This is a genomic window from Bacteriovorax sp. As-1 (genome assembly GCF_058446905.1).
Genome location: NZ_CP184341.1, coordinates 832944 through 846918, shown reverse-complemented (window position 1 = coordinate 846918; position 13975 = coordinate 832944). Strand labels below are relative to the sequence as shown.

Here is a 13975-nt window from a genome sequence, read left to right as displayed (position 1 = left end):
ATATTATAGGGGAAAGCTTAAATGGCCGCTTGGGCTTTCTTAACTGTCTGAAATCTCTTGATGTAGGTGCAGCGCTGGCATAGGTCTTCGACCAGTTTTTTTGCCTCGAAGCCTATCTTCATAGCGCGGGCCCTCTGGCCTTGTAGGATTTCAGAGAGAGACATTTCAGGCATTTTTCCCAGGTCGATGTGTGCTTCTTTGTCGAGGCAGCAAGGAACCACTGTCCCATCGGCATGGATTCCAATATGAGAAGAGAGTCCGTGGCAAAATCCAGTTTCAGATTGTTTAGGCATCAGTGGGCTTGGCCACTCGAAACGCGAGTCAAAATGCAGGTAGACGCGCTTATAAATGCGTTTACTTTTAATATTTCCAACGTCGATGTCTTCTTTGATTTCAGTCTCAAAAAAGTTACCGATGGTTTTTAAAATATCAGAGTTTGAGTCATTCTGAGTTGTGGTCTCAAAGATATTCCACAGGCGGTAATTGATATAAAGCTCAGGGCGAATTTCCTGCGATTCCTTCGAGAAATTGAGAATATCTTGAAGGTAAGGATTGATGTCTTTATTTTTAAAATTGTCTTTAAAGGCATGAATTGAAAAATTGATCTGGTGAAAAGCAGGAGAAGTTGAAAGTAGCTGCTTATAGCGATTTAGTAAAATCCCATTGGTCGTGAGATTGATACGCACACCAGCTTCCTCGCAGTATTTTATAATGGTTTCAAATTCCGGGTGGGCTAAGGGCTCTCCCATCAGGTGTAAACAAACTTGCTCGGTGTGGGGGGCGACGTTACTGATAATACTTTTGAACATATCAGCGGGCATGATCTTCTTGTCGCGTTCAACCACAGGGCAAAATGAGCACTGAAGGTTGCAAATATTACTGATTTCAATATAAACGCGTTTGAATTTGTTCATTATCGTGCTATTTAGCACACATTATGTCTCAAGACCAATCACCACCTAATTTTTACTATTTCCTATGCAACCCGGGCTCAGAGAAGTTCCTGAAGGAAGAGATCCGCCTGATTTATCCAGAGCTTGCTTTTGCATACTCTACGGAAGGTTTCTTAACGTTTAAAGAAACGAGGAGATTAGGCAAGACATTAAGACCGGTTTTCTGCCGCCATTTCGGAAAATTTATCAGAAGGGGATCCTACGATGAGATCCGTTCTAAGTGGCAGGGCAAGGCCCTTTTTTATTCTCTTAGCGGAGAAATTTTCGAAACCTATGAATACCAAAGTGGTGACTGGGTTAAAGAAATTATCAAAGTTTCAGACAATCAATATTATTTCGGTGAATTCAAATCCGGCATTTTTAATTCTCCAACTCCTGGCGGATTCAGCACAGCCGTTCTTCCAGACGAAGCTCCATCGCGTGCTTATTTAAAAGTGATTGATGGAATGAAGTACATGGGAGTGAATCTTCCGGCCGGTGACACGGCTTTAGAAATCGGATCAAGCCCTGGGGGAGCCACGTATGCGCTTCTACAAAAAGGATTAAAAGTTGAAGGCGTTGATCCTGGAGAAATGGCCCAAGTATGCTTGGAGAATCCAAACTTCATTCACCACAAAGTTTCAATTCAGGATTTTCACGTCTCTTCACTTAAAGACCATGTTCAATGGCTGTACGTCGATATGAACCTGGCTCCGGAAGGATCTCTGCGCGAGATTGAAAAAGTCGTCGATGCAATCAGGCCATCACTCAAAGGTGCTTTCATAACGCTTAAGATGACTAAGTTTGAATTGGTTTCTAGAGTACCGATGTATTTAAACATCATGGGGAAAATGGGGCTTAAAGTTGTGATGGCAACTCAGTTACCATCACACAAACAAGAGTTCTTGGTTTACGCTGAATAGTTAGAGAACTTTCTCAATATTCTTTGTGACACTTTCATCAAGCGGATCAACTTTTGAACTAAAGCGTCCAACAACATGACCTTCTTTGTTGATGATGAACTTCACAAAGTTCCAGCCGATATCACCTTCGTAACCTTTTTGAGTCGTCAGCCATTTGTAGAGCGGAGTGATGCCATCACCTTTGACCACTTGTTTTTCAACGATAGGAAAAGTTGCGCCGTATTTTAAGCGACAGAATTTTGCGATCTCTTCGTTAGACTCTGGAGACTGGCCAAGGAAATCATTGCTAGGAAAACCTACAACCACAAAATTTTTGCCTTTGTATTTCTGATAAAGTTTTTCGATGTCATCAAGCTGGCCGGTAAAACCACAGCGTGTGGCAATGTTGACGACCATCACTGTTTTTCCTTTGAAGTCGCTGAATTTGACTTCTTTTTTATTGGTGTCGACATACTTGAAGTCATAGAAATTTTCCGCTCTAACGTTTGCAGCAAAAAGCATTGATGAAATAAAAGCAAAGCACAATAAAAGTTTCGACATGAAAACCTCGTTTTATGTAAGTTGGAATGATTATAGCCCTGTTTTTCATCTTGGGAAGGTTGTCTGAGCAATGTTTATCCCTTATGATGAGCGTGTCTATTTACTTGGGGCGCTATGTTTCCTTTTGATACAGAGATTATGCCATTCGTGATCCAGTACGCGCATTCACCAGTGCTGGTGTATTCGATTGTCTCTGCCATGATGTTCCTTTCAAGTTTTGGATTGCCGATCCCTGAAGAGGTGACGATCGTTGCATTAGGACTTATCGTTCATATGGGGCGCCATCCTGATCAATACCCACCGCCTGCAGGTGTGAGCGTTTCTCCACTTAACATTTACACCGCTATGGCCGTTTGTTTTTTCGCCATCATGATAAGTGACTTTATCGTTTATTCATTGGGAAAAAAATTTGGAACCAGCCGGTGGCTGCATAAGTTTTTTAGAAAGTATCTAGGAGAAAACTCGCTGGAGAAGTCGAGAACGATGATTCACAAGCATCGCTTTTTAGTTCCAGCAATTTTTCGTTTCACTCCTGGTGTGCGTTTTCCAGGACACCTTTCATGCGGAATGATGGGGATCTCCCCATGGACATTCTTAGCGGCCGACGGTTTAGCTGCTCTTATTTCCGTACCAACTCAGGTCTATTTATTTGCTCACTATGGAGAAGTGATTCTCTCAACTATTAAGCAAGTAAAACACTATGCCCTTATAATTGCGTTGGTTGCCGCTGGTCTTTATATTGCGGTTAAAGTGAAGAAGAGAATTTTCGGGAAAAAAGAACCGAGCGCGACCTAACCCTCCCCAAAAAATTAATATTTAGGTTTTCATTTCGATAAGTAGCTTTAAGAGGTTGCTTATGAAGATTAGAAATGCCACTGCCCTAGTATTACTCCTGTCATTCGTTGGTTGTCAGACGCCAATGACTCGTATGCCGAGTTCTGTGACTGACTCTAAAGACTGGGAAGAGCTGCGTTCGTTGAAACAACGTAAAGTTGAATTAGGAGCGATGAGTGTCCACTTCCAAAAAAAGAAAAATGAAGAACAACTATTAAAGATTCAAGATGAACAAAAAAATCTTGATAAGAAGATCAAGGAAATTGAATCGAAAGTTTCTGTTTTAGATGCAGGCGGAAGCACGATTACAAATAATCCATCAGAGTGGCGCGAAGAAAAAGAGCGTATTGAATTAGCGAAGCTGGATTTATATTCACCTGAGAAGAATGTTCAGTTTTCTGTTTCAACATATGAAGCGCGCGAGACTGAAGTGCGTCTGACTCATAAGTTTTTTACAGCTATGGGGTATAGACATGAAGCCGGATCAAACGAGCAAAAGCCGACAATGGATTTCACTGTAAAGTGTGATGCACCTTTTGTGATGAAGTATGGTTTCACTAATAAAAAGGCAAAGGCCGGACAAGTGGTGAAGTTCTCACTAGGTGATAAGAAGATCTCTAATGACTGGCGCGATTTTAGTTTCCACCCGGATTTAAAATCTTGTGATTTCTCTTTTACAAGTTCACTAGACAATAAACCAAAGAAATACTCTTTTAAGGTTGTTAACGAAAGCAGCAAACTAAAAGGTTTAGAATCACTTCTTTCTACAACTGAAGTATGTTCACTTAAAAAAGATACAAGACGCTTCTTTGAGACGACAGAGTTCTCAAATATGACGTGTCCAATGAAGTATGATTCAATCAACATTCTTCCAGAGCCGGAAGACAGCTTACATGCTCGTGTGATTGGTCTACTAGGTCACGATCTGCCTAAAGACTTCGTAAAAAATGGGAATCCATACGCTGAGCTTGATTTCTCAAAAGCTCCAAAGTTTGATGCTATCTTGGTTTCTTACTTAGTTTTTAGAGCGGATTTCTACGGGACATTACTAGCAAGACTTCTTGCTTACCATGCAGACCAGGGAGCTTTAGTTCGCATCGTTGTATCTGAAGTTATTTCATTAGATAAAGATGTGGCTATGTATGAAAAGCTTATGGCCGAACATCCAAACATGAAAGTGGTGAGATACCAATTCGATAACAAACAGCAAGGTGGAGCGTGGATTTCTGAATTCCACCGTACAAACCACGTAAAAATGTTTGCTGCTTATTCAAAAGAAACTCCGGAAAATTCAATGGTCATCGTTGGTGGACGTAACATCCATGACGGTTTCGTTTTCAAAACGCCGGTAGATGTTTCGAAATTTCCGGAAATCGTAAACTATGTTTCAGGTGATGAATCATGGGCCTACTGGAGAGATTTTGAGATGGTCATTAAAGGACAGAACTTTGTTGAAAGTGTTGTTCGCCATTACATGAATTTCTATCACATTAATAAAGATAACCTGGTTATGAAGCTTTCAAGTGTAGCCGTTCAAAAAGAAGCGGCGGCTGAATCAGAAGAAGAAAGTTTAAGACATTATATTTCAATCCCATTTAAGGATGAGCCAAACCTGAATTTGTTCTATGCTCGTATGGTAGATTCAGCGAAGAAGAAAATCTTAATCAGTTCTCCTTATTTTAGACCAGTAAAAGAAATTCATGATGCTCTTCAAAGAGCAGTTGATAGAGGAGTGGATATTACTATTATCTCTCGTCTTGACCTGGAAGGAGATACGGCAGATTTCATTCTTGGTGCTGTTAATAAAGATGGTGTAAATAAGTTCTTAAAGAAAGTAAAAGTTTTTGAGTACACAGAGCCAAAAGTTATTCTTCACTCAAAACTTCTCATGGTTGATGATGAAGTTTCTTTTATCAGCTCGGTTAACTTAAACAAGAGAAGCTTTTACCACGACCTGGAAAATGGAGTGGTGGTTAATGACAGAAAGTTCACGACTGAGATGGGGCAATTATACAAAGAGTATATGAAGATTTCTCGTCAACTGACAGAAGAACAAAAAATTGTTTTCTGGAAGAAGTGGATCATTAAAATTTTTGATAAAGTTTTATAACGATTATAAGCTTAACTGCTTACTGAGTTTCAGGCCATGAGTATCAACCTCATGGCCTTCTAGTTTTAGAAGGAAGATTTTCATTTCCATGCCTCCGGCAAAACCGGTGAGTTTACCACTTGAACCAATCACACGATGGCAGGGAATAATAACAGGAATTGGGTTTTTTCCATTGGCCCCACCAACCGCTCGTTGAGCGTTCGGCGCTTTTAAATACTGGGCCTGTTTTCCGTAACTCCAAACATGTCCGTAAGGGATTTCGCAAAGAGCATTCCATGCGCGGTTTTGAAATTCAGTTCCTTCTGGACTAAGAGGAAGATCAAATGTCTTCCTCTTGCCCGCGAAGTATTCATTGAGTTGTTTGATTGTTTTCAGGATAACTTTGTTACCTTCATTTTTTACCGCTCCAACCATTTTAGGTTTCTCTTCATCTTTTACATAAAGAGCGCAGAGTGCGTCCTCACTGGCCACCAGAGTGATTTTTCCAATAGGAGAGAGCATTGTATTGTAATGAAGCTTTTCCATTTTATCCTTTGACGATGATCGCAATAGCAAAGATCACATAGAAGACCGCTGCTAATGCATGAACCCATTTCATCGGGATCTTTTTGGTCATCTTATCACCGAAAAAAACGGCCAGTCCAGAAGTTACCATCATCCCTAAAGTTGATCCGATTGTGACTAGTCCAAGGTCGTTATATTTTGCTGCAAGGGCCACTGTTGCTAACTGAGTTTTATCTCCCATTTCTGCAAGGAAAAAGGTCACAACGGTTGTGAGAAAAGCTCCCCATTTTCTTTTTTCATTCAGACCTTCATCTTTATCTGGAATCATTACCCAAATAGCAAAGGCGATAAACGTAAGAGCGAGAATCCATTTTAAGTAAACGTAAGGGATAAGGTCTGAGACAAATCGACCGGCCCATGCGGCCAATAAGTGGTTGAGGATTGTCGCGATGAAAATACCAAAGAAGATAGTCCATGGTTTTCTAAAGCGACTGGCAAGAACGAATGCGAGAAGTTGAGTCTTGTCACCCATTTCAGTTAAGGCAACGAAGATGAAAGAGTTAAAAATAATGTCCATGAAAAGATCCTCAGCTATTTGTAGTCGTGAGGCTTATGAAGCTTGTTGATTGGAGCTTATATAAGACGACACGACGAAGTTAATTCGTTCATGTCAGTCTCGTTAAAGAAGCCTTGTGGCTTCCCTTATCGACCGGGGGTTGTACCCAGTATGTCGATCGATAATCCTGATTTCATCAATCAGAAAAACTACTCCCTAACGAGCTTGAGAATAACGTGGAGTGTGAAAACAGTCAATCCAAAATAACAAAGCAAGGAAGGAATCACTTCTATTTTGGCTTAATTGGTCATAAATGATTAAGCTGATTTTTATTTAAAATCAATAGACGCTTGCTTAGTAATGGGTTACCAATTTGTGCAGGATTTTTTCATCTAAAGGAGGAACATGATGTTAAAAAAATTAACCGCACTATTATTGGCCGTGGCCTTTATTCAAAGTGCAGAAGCTTACGACTTATCTAAAAAATTTGGTCTTGGTCTTAGTGGAGGATATTCAATTCCTGTCTTTGGAAATCCTTTCAATTCAGCTGCCGATGCTGATTTTGGTTATGGAGTTCATGGACGCTACCACTTCAATGAGTCATGGAACCTAGAGCTGGCCGTTACTCGCTCTGAATTTTCTGATACAAAAATCCGTTTGGATAACTTCAACGCTTTAGGGGTCTGGAGACTTTCTGGTGCTAGTGATTTTACTCCAATCGTTGGAGCTGGTCTTGGTGTAACAAGACTTAAAAACTTCACTCCAAAAAGTGCAAAGCTAAGTGGTCTTTTCCGTCTTGGAGTTGAGTACGGTATGACTCAATGGTTCTCTCTAGGCATTTTAGCAGACTATCAATATGTTTCAAAACTCATGGGTGATATGCCAACAACAAGAGCACACATCGTGACTCCACAGTTAGCACTGACTTGGTATTTTGGTGGCGACAGCACAAAAGCTTACAAAGAAGAAGCTCCTGTAAAACAAATGATGAAAAAAGAAGAACCAGTTAAATCTGGATTCGTTGATGAAAGCAACCTTGATTCTGATGATGACGGTGTAAAAGATCCGGAAGACAAATGTCCTGGCACTCCAGTTGGATCAAAAGTTAATTCTATCGGATGCGCCATTGATGAAAAAGCGACAATGACAATCAACGTGGAATTCGATAGCGGGAAATCAGCGATTTCTTCTCAATACGATTCTCACTTAGATGAAGTTGCGGAGTTCTTAAAGAAATACTCTGAAGTCAATGTTCAGATCGAAGGATACACAGACAACACTGGCTCTAAAGCTAAGAACGTAGCGCTTTCAGCTGCAAGAGCGAAGTCGGTAATGAATGCTCTGATTAAGCGTGGAATTGAAAAGAAGCGTTTAACGGCGAAAGGATTTGGACCAGAAAATCCAATTGCTGATAACAGCACACCAGAAGGACGACAAACAAACAGAAGAGTTGTGGCGGTTCTATCGTCTAAATAACTCAAAGTGAAAGAAAAAGGGCCCAGAATTGGGCCCTTTTTTATTTTAGCTGATCTTTTTAAATTCTTCGTTCATGTTCTCTCTTAACTGGTTGGTCGCCAGGTCGACAAGAAGCTCAAATAAAATATCAATTTTAACGTTAAGTTCGCTGGCAATTTCTGGAAGTTTTTTCATTGGAGGGCTCGAGACTCCTCTTTCCCAGTCTGAAACAAACTGCGGGCTGGCATAACCAAGTTTTGTAGCGAAGTCTGCTTGCGAGTAACCTTTCTTAAGGCGCTTATCTTTTAGGAAAGTCCCAAGGTTTTCTCTGATTCTCTTTGGGTCGCGTTTTGTTTTTGTCGTTCTAATTTTTTTTGCCATAATCATTCCTCGATTTAAGTGAAAGTTTTCTTTTAATTTTATTTCTGAACTAGTATTGCATGGCTGATGCAAATTGCTCCAACCATCTTTCCTTGGTTCGTCAGGGGCGAAAGGTATTTTAAAAGAATACTGTGTCTTAAATTCTCTTCGCTACCGATTTCGTCAAACACGTGCTCAGGAACATTCCATGGCAAAGTTTTATTTAATCTTTTAGTTAATAATTTAAAGGCCATCTTCATCATTTTTAAAGTGGGAAGAAAATCCCTCTTATAAAGCTTGTACCATGTCCCGCAAAGCAGTTCATCAATAGTAAATGAAGTATAATTAAAAAATTCCAGGTTTCTGAAAATCTGGATATGGTCATCCAGGTAAACTTCAACAACATCACCTTGGGCAATTTTATCGAAGATATCATTTTCAGGAACCGCTTTAATCTTTTTTAAAATCCTCCACAACATCTGAGCAGAGTTGCGAGGATTATCCCCCTGGGCCACACATTCTTTTAGTAGTTCAATGTTGGCATCAAGGTAGGCAATCGCGCGGGTTTTTTGTTCAATCTTACAGCTTTCAAACTTGAGTACGCCGGAATCGCGGTAAGGTTTCGCTTTATAGCCAAAACTTTTTATGAGATCGCAGTATTCTTCAGCAAGTTTTTTAAACTCACTGGCAACACAACGAGACTGATCAATTTCTTGGGTAAGAATTTTGGCGTTCATTGAGAAATCTTACCAATTCTAACGCAGTTAGGGAAAATAATTATTGGTCATTTGACAGTGAAAACTCTAAAATAGGTCTGAATTTCCCGTCTTTTTGAGAGAAAAATGATCACAATTGTCATTGTTTGTGCCTGCCTTTTATTAAACGCTATTTTATCCTGTGCAGAGATGGCCTTCGTCACCATTGACGATAAGGTTCTGAGAAAGCGCGTGCTTGCTGGAGACAAAACAGCAGCGTGGATCGAAGAAATGGCGAAATCACCTGAGAGAATTCTATCTGTAGTTCAGATTGGTATCACTTTAGTAGGAGCTATTTCTGGAGCGGTTTCCGGTGCCGGCGCCGAAGAGTCGCTTTCTCCTTTTTTGATGCAGACTTTTGCGATGAGCGAGCGTTTTGCTGAAACACTTTCAATCGTTGTCATCGTAGCACCTTTAACAATTCTTTCAGTTGTGATCGGAGAGTTAGTTCCAAAATCTTTGGCGATTAAATTTTCGATGCCCATTATTCTTGCGCTAGCACCAGCTTTAAGAGTGGCTGAAAAAATCCTTGGACCATTAGTAAGCCCGATGGAGAAGGCGACAGATTTTATTTTACGCCTGATTATGAAATCAAAGCCGAGCACTCCAGAAGAATCAGCTACCGATGAAATTTCATTAAAAGGTCTTAGAAAAGAGTATCAAGAGTATTTCCACAACCTATTGGACCTGGACGCTAAACAGGTTGAGAGTGTTATGGTGCCTTGGGAAAAAGTAGACAAGATCAGTTCAGTTGCTTCTCCTGAAGAAGTATCGACATTGATTTTAAGTACAAGAAGAACCAGAATTCCTGTTGTTGATGCCAACGAGGTTTATGGTTACCTTCACTCAAAAGAATTCGTTAATCTTTCACAAAGTGGAGTTGGAGACAATTGGCTGAGCTTCGTCAGACCAATCCAATCACTTTCACCGGATACAAAAGTTCTTCATGCTCTAAGAACGATGCAAAAGAAAAAGGCCCACTTCATGATTGTAGGAAGCCTGGAAAATCCATTAGGGATTATCACCCTGGAAGACATTCTTGAAGACGTCTTTGGGGACTTCATCGATGAAGATGAAGACGGTAAAGTTAAGCTCTTTTTAAGAAGAAGCAACCTGATGAAGAAATTTTAATTGTTCTCAAATGTCTTAGCGTAAACAATTTCATTGTTAGCATTTAAGCAAACGCTTTCAAGTAAGCTGATCTTGCGGTTTACTTGATTGATTAGCGCCGTAAATTGAGTATTCTCAGCTGGGATAATTGATTTTGTTTCAGCGATATTGCGGTTTAATCCCAAGACAACGTTCATGACAACATCTACCTGAGCTTCGCGGTTGTCGAAATCAATGGCCAGGTTTTCAAATGTAATCCCGTAAACTTCCTTATTTAAGAAAACTGTTTCGTTCTCTTGGATTTGTTTTTTTGAGTCAGAGTGAATAACGCGATAAAGTGTACATCCTCTTTTTGAGTCATACCCTTTTACAACTGAAGCAAAAGTGCTGGTTGTCGTTAGAGCTAAAAGTCCCATCACTAGAAGTGTCTTCTTCATACCGTTCTCACAAGTTTAAATGTTATGCCCTTGAGGATAGCAGAAGTCGGGACTCGTAGGTGAAGGTTTGTAAAAAGTCCTATGGGTGTCGAAACTTTGGACGCTTTTCCATGCGTCTTAACCCGAAGGTCGCGACGTAAGAGTAGAAAATATAAAGAAGGGAGACAGCGCCGATAAAGGAGGCAATGAGGCCTTCTATGTCACCATATTTGTAAAGACCAAAGCGGGAGCCAATCCAGCCAAAGAAAACTGATCCGATAAGACCTATGGTCATGGTGGTAAAAACACTTCCGTGAGGAATTTTAGGCATGCAGACTTTTATCACTGCTCCTGACATAAAACCTATCATTAGAGTCCAAAACACAATTCTCATGCTCATAGAACCTCCATGAACTAAGCTTTATTGTGGGCCTTTTAAAGGTAGTTTTAAAGACGATAAAAGCTAAGCATGACCTAGCTTTTATCGAATGATTTTTTATTCAACAGGAACTAATAACTCAGTAATCAACTCATGTTCTGGTGTAGTATTTGGATCGTTCAAGTAATTTTCGATACAAGCGCCATCGCGAAGTTTGATTTTCTTTTCAGTTAAAATGCGAAAGATTTTTTCAAACGCCGGCCACACTCCTGGATAAGGTCCAGTCAGGATAAAACGAGCGTACTTTCCTTCAGCAATCTTTATATATTCCATTCCTTGACGATAATGTGTTTGGAGGCGCTCATGGACAACCAAATTCATTTATCGGATATCAAAAAGGTTACATTGGAAAAAATCAAATTTTTAGTCTGAAGCGCTCTAAAGAAGTTCATGTGATCAGCGGAGAGTTGTGGCTCACACACGAGGGAGACGCCCAGGACTATTTTTATCAGGCGGGCGATAAGTTTGTTCTTCCTGATGGAAAACATAGTGTAATGGAGGCCCTGGGAAAAGCGAGTTTCTGGTTTTAGAGACCGTTATCCCATTCATCTTCCGGCATCCAGGTGATGACATCTGGATCAGTGGAATTGATTTTCCCTTCTTTGATTTTTTTCATGACAGTCGGGTAGAGTTCACCTGATCCCAATCCTATATTCGTTCCGATACGGTTATTGTGAATATCCATTTGATCAAAATGCGATGTTGGGTCTGTTTCACAAAAACGCGTCACCAGCTCGACAACCTTTGGTGAAAGGTATCGAGCAGTGAGCGCAGTTGAATAAGTGTGTCTGAAAGCATCCTGCGGGCCGCCTCTTCTTCCTGGAAGTCCTGTCGACATGGCAAACCTGTAAAGGATGACGACGACGATGACGGGAGAGAGAAAACCGAGAATGACTAAAGCGATAAGAGATTTCTTTAACATCTATTCATTAATTCGTTTTATTCTTATGAATGTAAAGAAGTCCTCTGCCTTTTAATTTCTTAATTACGCCTTCAATCTTATTTGGAGCCACTGCAGGGCATCCCTGGCTTAACCCAAGTCTTCCTTTTTGATCTGCAAACCATTGAGTCGCATAATCTGCTCCATGCAGTACGATATTTCTTGCACGTGCATTGCTGTTTGTTTCAGATAACCCATCTAGTCTTAGAGAGACACCGTGTTTACCAATATAAGAATTATTATCTGTCAGGTAAAAACCTAATGAACTCATTTCACTGTTGATCTTATTTGAAAATTGACCAGCGAAGCCTAACTCAGTTTCAGAATTTTTTCCGTGGGTCACCAGCATCGATTCAACCGCGCCTGTTTTAAGGTTGAGAATAAAAAATCTTTCTAATGTTGATTGCATCGTGAAGTCGATGATTCCTACGTAGCTTGTGTTGTCTATAACATCTTGATTGTCGCGATAGAAGTTAAGTGCTTCCCTTAAAGCGCGATAGGGAATGGCTTCAGCACAAAAACCAGGCTTACAATAATTGGTCCCGTTAAAAGACAACCAAATTTCGCGAGAATTTTTTGTAGTAATCGACTCACTTGCATAAGAGCCAGACATGAAGATAGCGAGAAATAAAACGATTAATTGTTTCATAAAGATCCCCCCAAGATTTTAGGAAAATATATAAGAAATGTCCTTGCTGTGAAAGGTCATTGTAATTTCTTTATCACAACCTAAGTATTTAATTTAAAATGAATATTTAATAATTAATCCATTTGTTTGCTTGACCAAACAAATGGTAGGGCATACAAAACATCTAATTGAAAATATCTACTATGGAGGACTTAATGAAAAAGCTTATTCTTGCGAGCATGCTTGCTCTATCACTTACTTCAGCTTTAGCTAACGAGGGAGATCTAACTCTTCCAGGTGAGCGTTGGGCCGCTAAATTCACAGCATTCGTATGTGCTGATGGAAACACACAAACTGCTGGTGTTCCAGCTGACTTCGCTGAAAGAAACGTTGTATTCGGAAAAGCTACAACAGACATGAGCCTTGATAATCTTCTTGTAAGAGCTACATTTGTTGAAAATGGTGAAACTTGTAACTATAGCGCACTTTTATTTGCTGACAACGCAGCTTGGACTGTAAAGCTAGTTGATTCAAAAGCATATTCTGCTAACAATGAATCTTCATGTTTAGAAGGCAAGAAGTTCCTTGATACAGCTCTAGCAGATAACAAGTACAAATATCTTCACGGCCGTGCAGCGATTTACGTTCCAGCATCAGATGCTGACGTTCAATGTTCAGCTGAAGAATCAACTGTTGGTCTTCACTTCCAGGTTATTGGAAAAATCCAATAATTTTATGTTAAGAAGGGCCGGTTTTTTAACCGGCCTTTTTTATGAATTCGACCCGGCCTTTCTCTCAAAATAATTCAAGTCAACAAACATCGCTGAAGCTAAAATCAATTCCCTCTCAGTTGTTGTCAGTCTTTTATCTTTAAACTCGATCGTAAAATTATCTTTGTCTGTGAAGATTTCTGAAAAAGTTCCTGACCACTTTTTGAGAATGAGCGCAACTTCTTCACCATTTTTATAAATAGGAAACGTCCACGGCTTCCAAAATGAAGCTGCCATTTTCATAATTACATTTCCATGGGCATCTTCCAGGTCAAAGCGTTTGGTGACGACTCCAAATCTTTGCTCGAGCGCTCCAATTCTTTGTCCTGTCGCTCTCGTAATTTCTAATCTTTGAAAAAGAAAGCGGAAAGGATGAAGTGCTTTGTAGGAGAGGTTGCGGTTGGTATCAAAAATATTGATGGTGAAAGTTCTCCAGTGCCCAAGAAAGGCCCTTCCAAAAAAAGCGCCAATTCCTTTTCCTTCTTCGGCCACAAACCCCAAAGGTGATCCTTCCATGGTGAGAATCTCATATTTATTTCTGGTTTCAACTCCAAAGAGCTCGGCAATTTCTCTTCTCTGGCGAAGAAAAATTCTTTCATAGTTTAGATCTACAGGCATATAAGTCCCATTTTAAAGTTGTATTTCGAACATTGTACCAGTGAGATAAAATAGAGGAAACGTCAGATCTTTTTCCGAGTAAAAA

The 13975-nt window shown here is 40.1% G+C and carries 19 protein-coding genes; 7 read left to right on the top strand and 12 right to left on the bottom strand.

Features of this window, described 5'->3' with window-relative positions:
• Nucleotides 1–17 precede the first annotated feature (17 nt).
• Nucleotides 18–914, bottom strand: a complete 897-nt coding sequence (locus ACN20O_RS04280; RefSeq protein WP_491637534.1) for a radical SAM/SPASM domain-containing protein — start codon at nt 912–914, stop codon at nt 18–20.
• A 23-nt stretch (nt 915–937) separates the two neighbouring features.
• Here ACN20O_RS04280 and ACN20O_RS04275 point away from each other — a divergent pair, with 23 nt between their 5' ends.
• Nucleotides 938–1855: an SAM-dependent methyltransferase gene (locus ACN20O_RS04275; protein WP_491637532.1), complete on the top strand. Its 918-nt coding sequence runs from the start codon at nt 938–940 to the stop codon at nt 1853–1855.
• Here the strand turns inward: ACN20O_RS04275 and ACN20O_RS04270 are convergent, their stop codons facing one another.
• Complete coding sequence (locus tag ACN20O_RS04270; RefSeq protein WP_491637530.1) at nt 1856–2395, bottom strand: glutathione peroxidase; 540 nt, start codon at nt 2393–2395, stop codon at nt 1856–1858.
• Nucleotides 2396–2533: 138 nt separating this feature from the next.
• On the opposite strand from ACN20O_RS04270, the gene ACN20O_RS04265 reads away from it, so the two are divergent.
• Nucleotides 2534–3190 (top strand): DedA family protein, encoded by a 657-nt coding sequence (locus tag ACN20O_RS04265; RefSeq protein ID WP_491637528.1) that lies wholly within the window; start codon nt 2534–2536, stop codon nt 3188–3190.
• 61 nt (nt 3191–3251) lie between these two features.
• Complete coding sequence (locus ACN20O_RS04260; protein WP_491637526.1) at nt 3252–5339, top strand: phospholipase D-like domain-containing protein; 2088 nt, start codon at nt 3252–3254, stop codon at nt 5337–5339.
• 3 nt (nt 5340–5342) lie between these two features.
• On the opposite strand, the gene ACN20O_RS04255 is transcribed toward ACN20O_RS04260, so the two are convergent.
• Both ACN20O_RS04255 and ACN20O_RS04250 read right to left on the bottom strand, forming a co-directional pair.
• Nucleotides 5343–5864 (bottom strand): methylated-DNA--[protein]-cysteine S-methyltransferase, encoded by a 522-nt coding sequence (locus ACN20O_RS04255; protein WP_491637524.1) that lies wholly within the window; start codon nt 5862–5864, stop codon nt 5343–5345.
• Nucleotide 5865: 1 nt separating this feature from the next.
• Nucleotides 5866–6420: a TMEM165/GDT1 family protein gene (locus tag ACN20O_RS04250; protein ID WP_491637522.1), complete on the bottom strand. Its 555-nt coding sequence runs from the start codon at nt 6418–6420 to the stop codon at nt 5866–5868.
• A gap of 384 nt (nt 6421–6804) precedes the next feature.
• On the opposite strand from ACN20O_RS04250, the gene ACN20O_RS04245 reads away from it, so the two are divergent.
• Nucleotides 6805–7875, top strand: a complete 1071-nt coding sequence (locus tag ACN20O_RS04245; protein WP_491637520.1) for an OmpA family protein — start codon at nt 6805–6807, stop codon at nt 7873–7875.
• Nucleotides 7876–7920: 45 nt separating this feature from the next.
• Here ACN20O_RS04245 and ACN20O_RS04240 read toward each other — a convergent pair whose 3' ends face one another.
• Together ACN20O_RS04240 and ACN20O_RS04235 are read right to left on the bottom strand one after the other, a co-directional pair.
• Nucleotides 7921–8235 (bottom strand): helix-turn-helix domain-containing protein, encoded by a 315-nt coding sequence (locus ACN20O_RS04240; protein ID WP_491637518.1) that lies wholly within the window; start codon nt 8233–8235, stop codon nt 7921–7923.
• 38 nt (nt 8236–8273) lie between these two features.
• The gene (locus ACN20O_RS04235) at nt 8274–8951 is read right to left on the bottom strand and encodes a hypothetical protein (RefSeq protein WP_491637516.1); all 678 of its coding nucleotides are present in this window, start codon (nt 8949–8951) and stop codon (nt 8274–8276) included.
• Nucleotides 8952–9056: 105 nt separating this feature from the next.
• On the opposite strand from ACN20O_RS04235, the gene ACN20O_RS04230 reads away from it, so the two are divergent.
• A complete protein-coding gene (locus ACN20O_RS04230; RefSeq protein WP_491637514.1) occupies nt 9057–10100 on the top strand; it encodes a hemolysin family protein in 1044 nt (347 codons plus the stop codon).
• On the opposite strand, the gene ACN20O_RS04225 is transcribed toward ACN20O_RS04230, so the two are convergent.
• From ACN20O_RS04225 to ACN20O_RS04215, 3 genes are all read right to left on the bottom strand, one after another.
• Complete coding sequence (locus ACN20O_RS04225) at nt 10097–10516, bottom strand: hypothetical protein (protein ID WP_491637512.1); 420 nt, start codon at nt 10514–10516, stop codon at nt 10097–10099. The genes ACN20O_RS04230 and ACN20O_RS04225 overlap by 4 nt on opposite strands.
• A 79-nt stretch (nt 10517–10595) precedes the next feature.
• Nucleotides 10596–10895: a GlsB/YeaQ/YmgE family stress response membrane protein gene (locus ACN20O_RS04220; RefSeq protein ID WP_491637510.1), complete on the bottom strand. Its 300-nt coding sequence runs from the start codon at nt 10893–10895 to the stop codon at nt 10596–10598.
• 96 nt (nt 10896–10991) lie between these two features.
• Nucleotides 10992–11207 (bottom strand): GyrI-like domain-containing protein, encoded by a 216-nt coding sequence (locus ACN20O_RS04215; protein WP_491637508.1) that lies wholly within the window; start codon nt 11205–11207, stop codon nt 10992–10994.
• A gap of 14 nt (nt 11208–11221) precedes the next feature.
• Here ACN20O_RS04215 and ACN20O_RS04210 point away from each other — a divergent pair, with 14 nt between their 5' ends.
• Nucleotides 11222–11464, top strand: a complete 243-nt coding sequence (locus tag ACN20O_RS04210) for a DUF2917 domain-containing protein (protein WP_491637506.1) — start codon at nt 11222–11224, stop codon at nt 11462–11464.
• Here the strand turns inward: ACN20O_RS04210 and ACN20O_RS04205 are convergent.
• Nucleotides 11461–11856: a DUF6973 domain-containing protein gene (locus ACN20O_RS04205; protein WP_491637504.1), complete on the bottom strand. Its 396-nt coding sequence runs from the start codon at nt 11854–11856 to the stop codon at nt 11461–11463. The genes ACN20O_RS04210 and ACN20O_RS04205 overlap by 4 nt on opposite strands.
• Nucleotides 11857–11863: 7 nt before the next feature.
• Nucleotides 11864–12523, bottom strand: coding sequence for a murein L,D-transpeptidase catalytic domain family protein (locus ACN20O_RS04200; RefSeq protein ID WP_491637502.1), 660 nt, complete (start codon nt 12521–12523; stop codon nt 11864–11866).
• 194 nt (nt 12524–12717) lie between these two features.
• Here ACN20O_RS04200 and ACN20O_RS04195 point away from each other — a divergent pair, with 194 nt between their 5' ends.
• Complete coding sequence (locus ACN20O_RS04195) at nt 12718–13233, top strand: hypothetical protein (RefSeq protein ID WP_491637500.1); 516 nt, start codon at nt 12718–12720, stop codon at nt 13231–13233.
• A 39-nt stretch (nt 13234–13272) separates the two neighbouring features.
• On the opposite strand, the gene ACN20O_RS04190 is transcribed toward ACN20O_RS04195, so the two are convergent.
• A complete protein-coding gene (locus ACN20O_RS04190; protein WP_491637498.1) occupies nt 13273–13890 on the bottom strand; it encodes a phospholipid scramblase-related protein in 618 nt (205 codons plus the stop codon).
• Between the last annotated feature and the right edge of the window lie 85 nt (nt 13891–13975).

What these genes read in the sequence shown, in the direction of transcription:
- ACN20O_RS04280 (WP_491637534.1), bottom strand. Translation starts at nt 914, where the DNA reads ATGAACAAATTCAAACGCGTTTATATTGAAATCAGTAATATTTGCAAC.
- ACN20O_RS04275 (WP_491637532.1), top strand. Translation starts at nt 938, where the DNA reads ATGTCTCAAGACCAATCACCACCTAATTTTTACTATTTCCTATGCAAC.
- ACN20O_RS04270 (WP_491637530.1), bottom strand. Translation starts at nt 2,395, where the DNA reads ATGTCGAAACTTTTATTGTGCTTTGCTTTTATTTCATCAATGCTTTTT.
- ACN20O_RS04265 (WP_491637528.1), top strand. Translation starts at nt 2,534, where the DNA reads ATGCCATTCGTGATCCAGTACGCGCATTCACCAGTGCTGGTGTATTCG.
- ACN20O_RS04260 (WP_491637526.1), top strand. Translation starts at nt 3,252, where the DNA reads ATGAAGATTAGAAATGCCACTGCCCTAGTATTACTCCTGTCATTCGTT.
- ACN20O_RS04255 (WP_491637524.1), bottom strand. Translation starts at nt 5,864, where the DNA reads ATGGAAAAGCTTCATTACAATACAATGCTCTCTCCTATTGGAAAAATC.
- ACN20O_RS04250 (WP_491637522.1), bottom strand. Translation starts at nt 6,420, where the DNA reads ATGGACATTATTTTTAACTCTTTCATCTTCGTTGCCTTAACTGAAATG.
- ACN20O_RS04245 (WP_491637520.1), top strand. Translation starts at nt 6,805, where the DNA reads ATGATGTTAAAAAAATTAACCGCACTATTATTGGCCGTGGCCTTTATT.
- ACN20O_RS04240 (WP_491637518.1), bottom strand. Translation starts at nt 8,235, where the DNA reads ATGGCAAAAAAAATTAGAACGACAAAAACAAAACGCGACCCAAAGAGA.
- ACN20O_RS04235 (WP_491637516.1), bottom strand. Translation starts at nt 8,951, where the DNA reads ATGAACGCCAAAATTCTTACCCAAGAAATTGATCAGTCTCGTTGTGTT.
- ACN20O_RS04230 (WP_491637514.1), top strand. Translation starts at nt 9,057, where the DNA reads ATGATCACAATTGTCATTGTTTGTGCCTGCCTTTTATTAAACGCTATT.
- ACN20O_RS04225 (WP_491637512.1), bottom strand. Translation starts at nt 10,516, where the DNA reads ATGAAGAAGACACTTCTAGTGATGGGACTTTTAGCTCTAACGACAACC.
- ACN20O_RS04220 (WP_491637510.1), bottom strand. Translation starts at nt 10,895, where the DNA reads ATGAGCATGAGAATTGTGTTTTGGACTCTAATGATAGGTTTTATGTCA.
- ACN20O_RS04215 (WP_491637508.1), bottom strand. Translation starts at nt 11,207, where the DNA reads ATGGAATATATAAAGATTGCTGAAGGAAAGTACGCTCGTTTTATCCTG.
- ACN20O_RS04205 (WP_491637504.1), bottom strand. Translation starts at nt 11,856, where the DNA reads ATGTTAAAGAAATCTCTTATCGCTTTAGTCATTCTCGGTTTTCTCTCT.
- ACN20O_RS04200 (WP_491637502.1), bottom strand. Translation starts at nt 12,523, where the DNA reads ATGAAACAATTAATCGTTTTATTTCTCGCTATCTTCATGTCTGGCTCT.
- ACN20O_RS04195 (WP_491637500.1), top strand. Translation starts at nt 12,718, where the DNA reads ATGAAAAAGCTTATTCTTGCGAGCATGCTTGCTCTATCACTTACTTCA.
- ACN20O_RS04190 (WP_491637498.1), bottom strand. Translation starts at nt 13,890, where the DNA reads ATGCCTGTAGATCTAAACTATGAAAGAATTTTTCTTCGCCAGAGAAGA.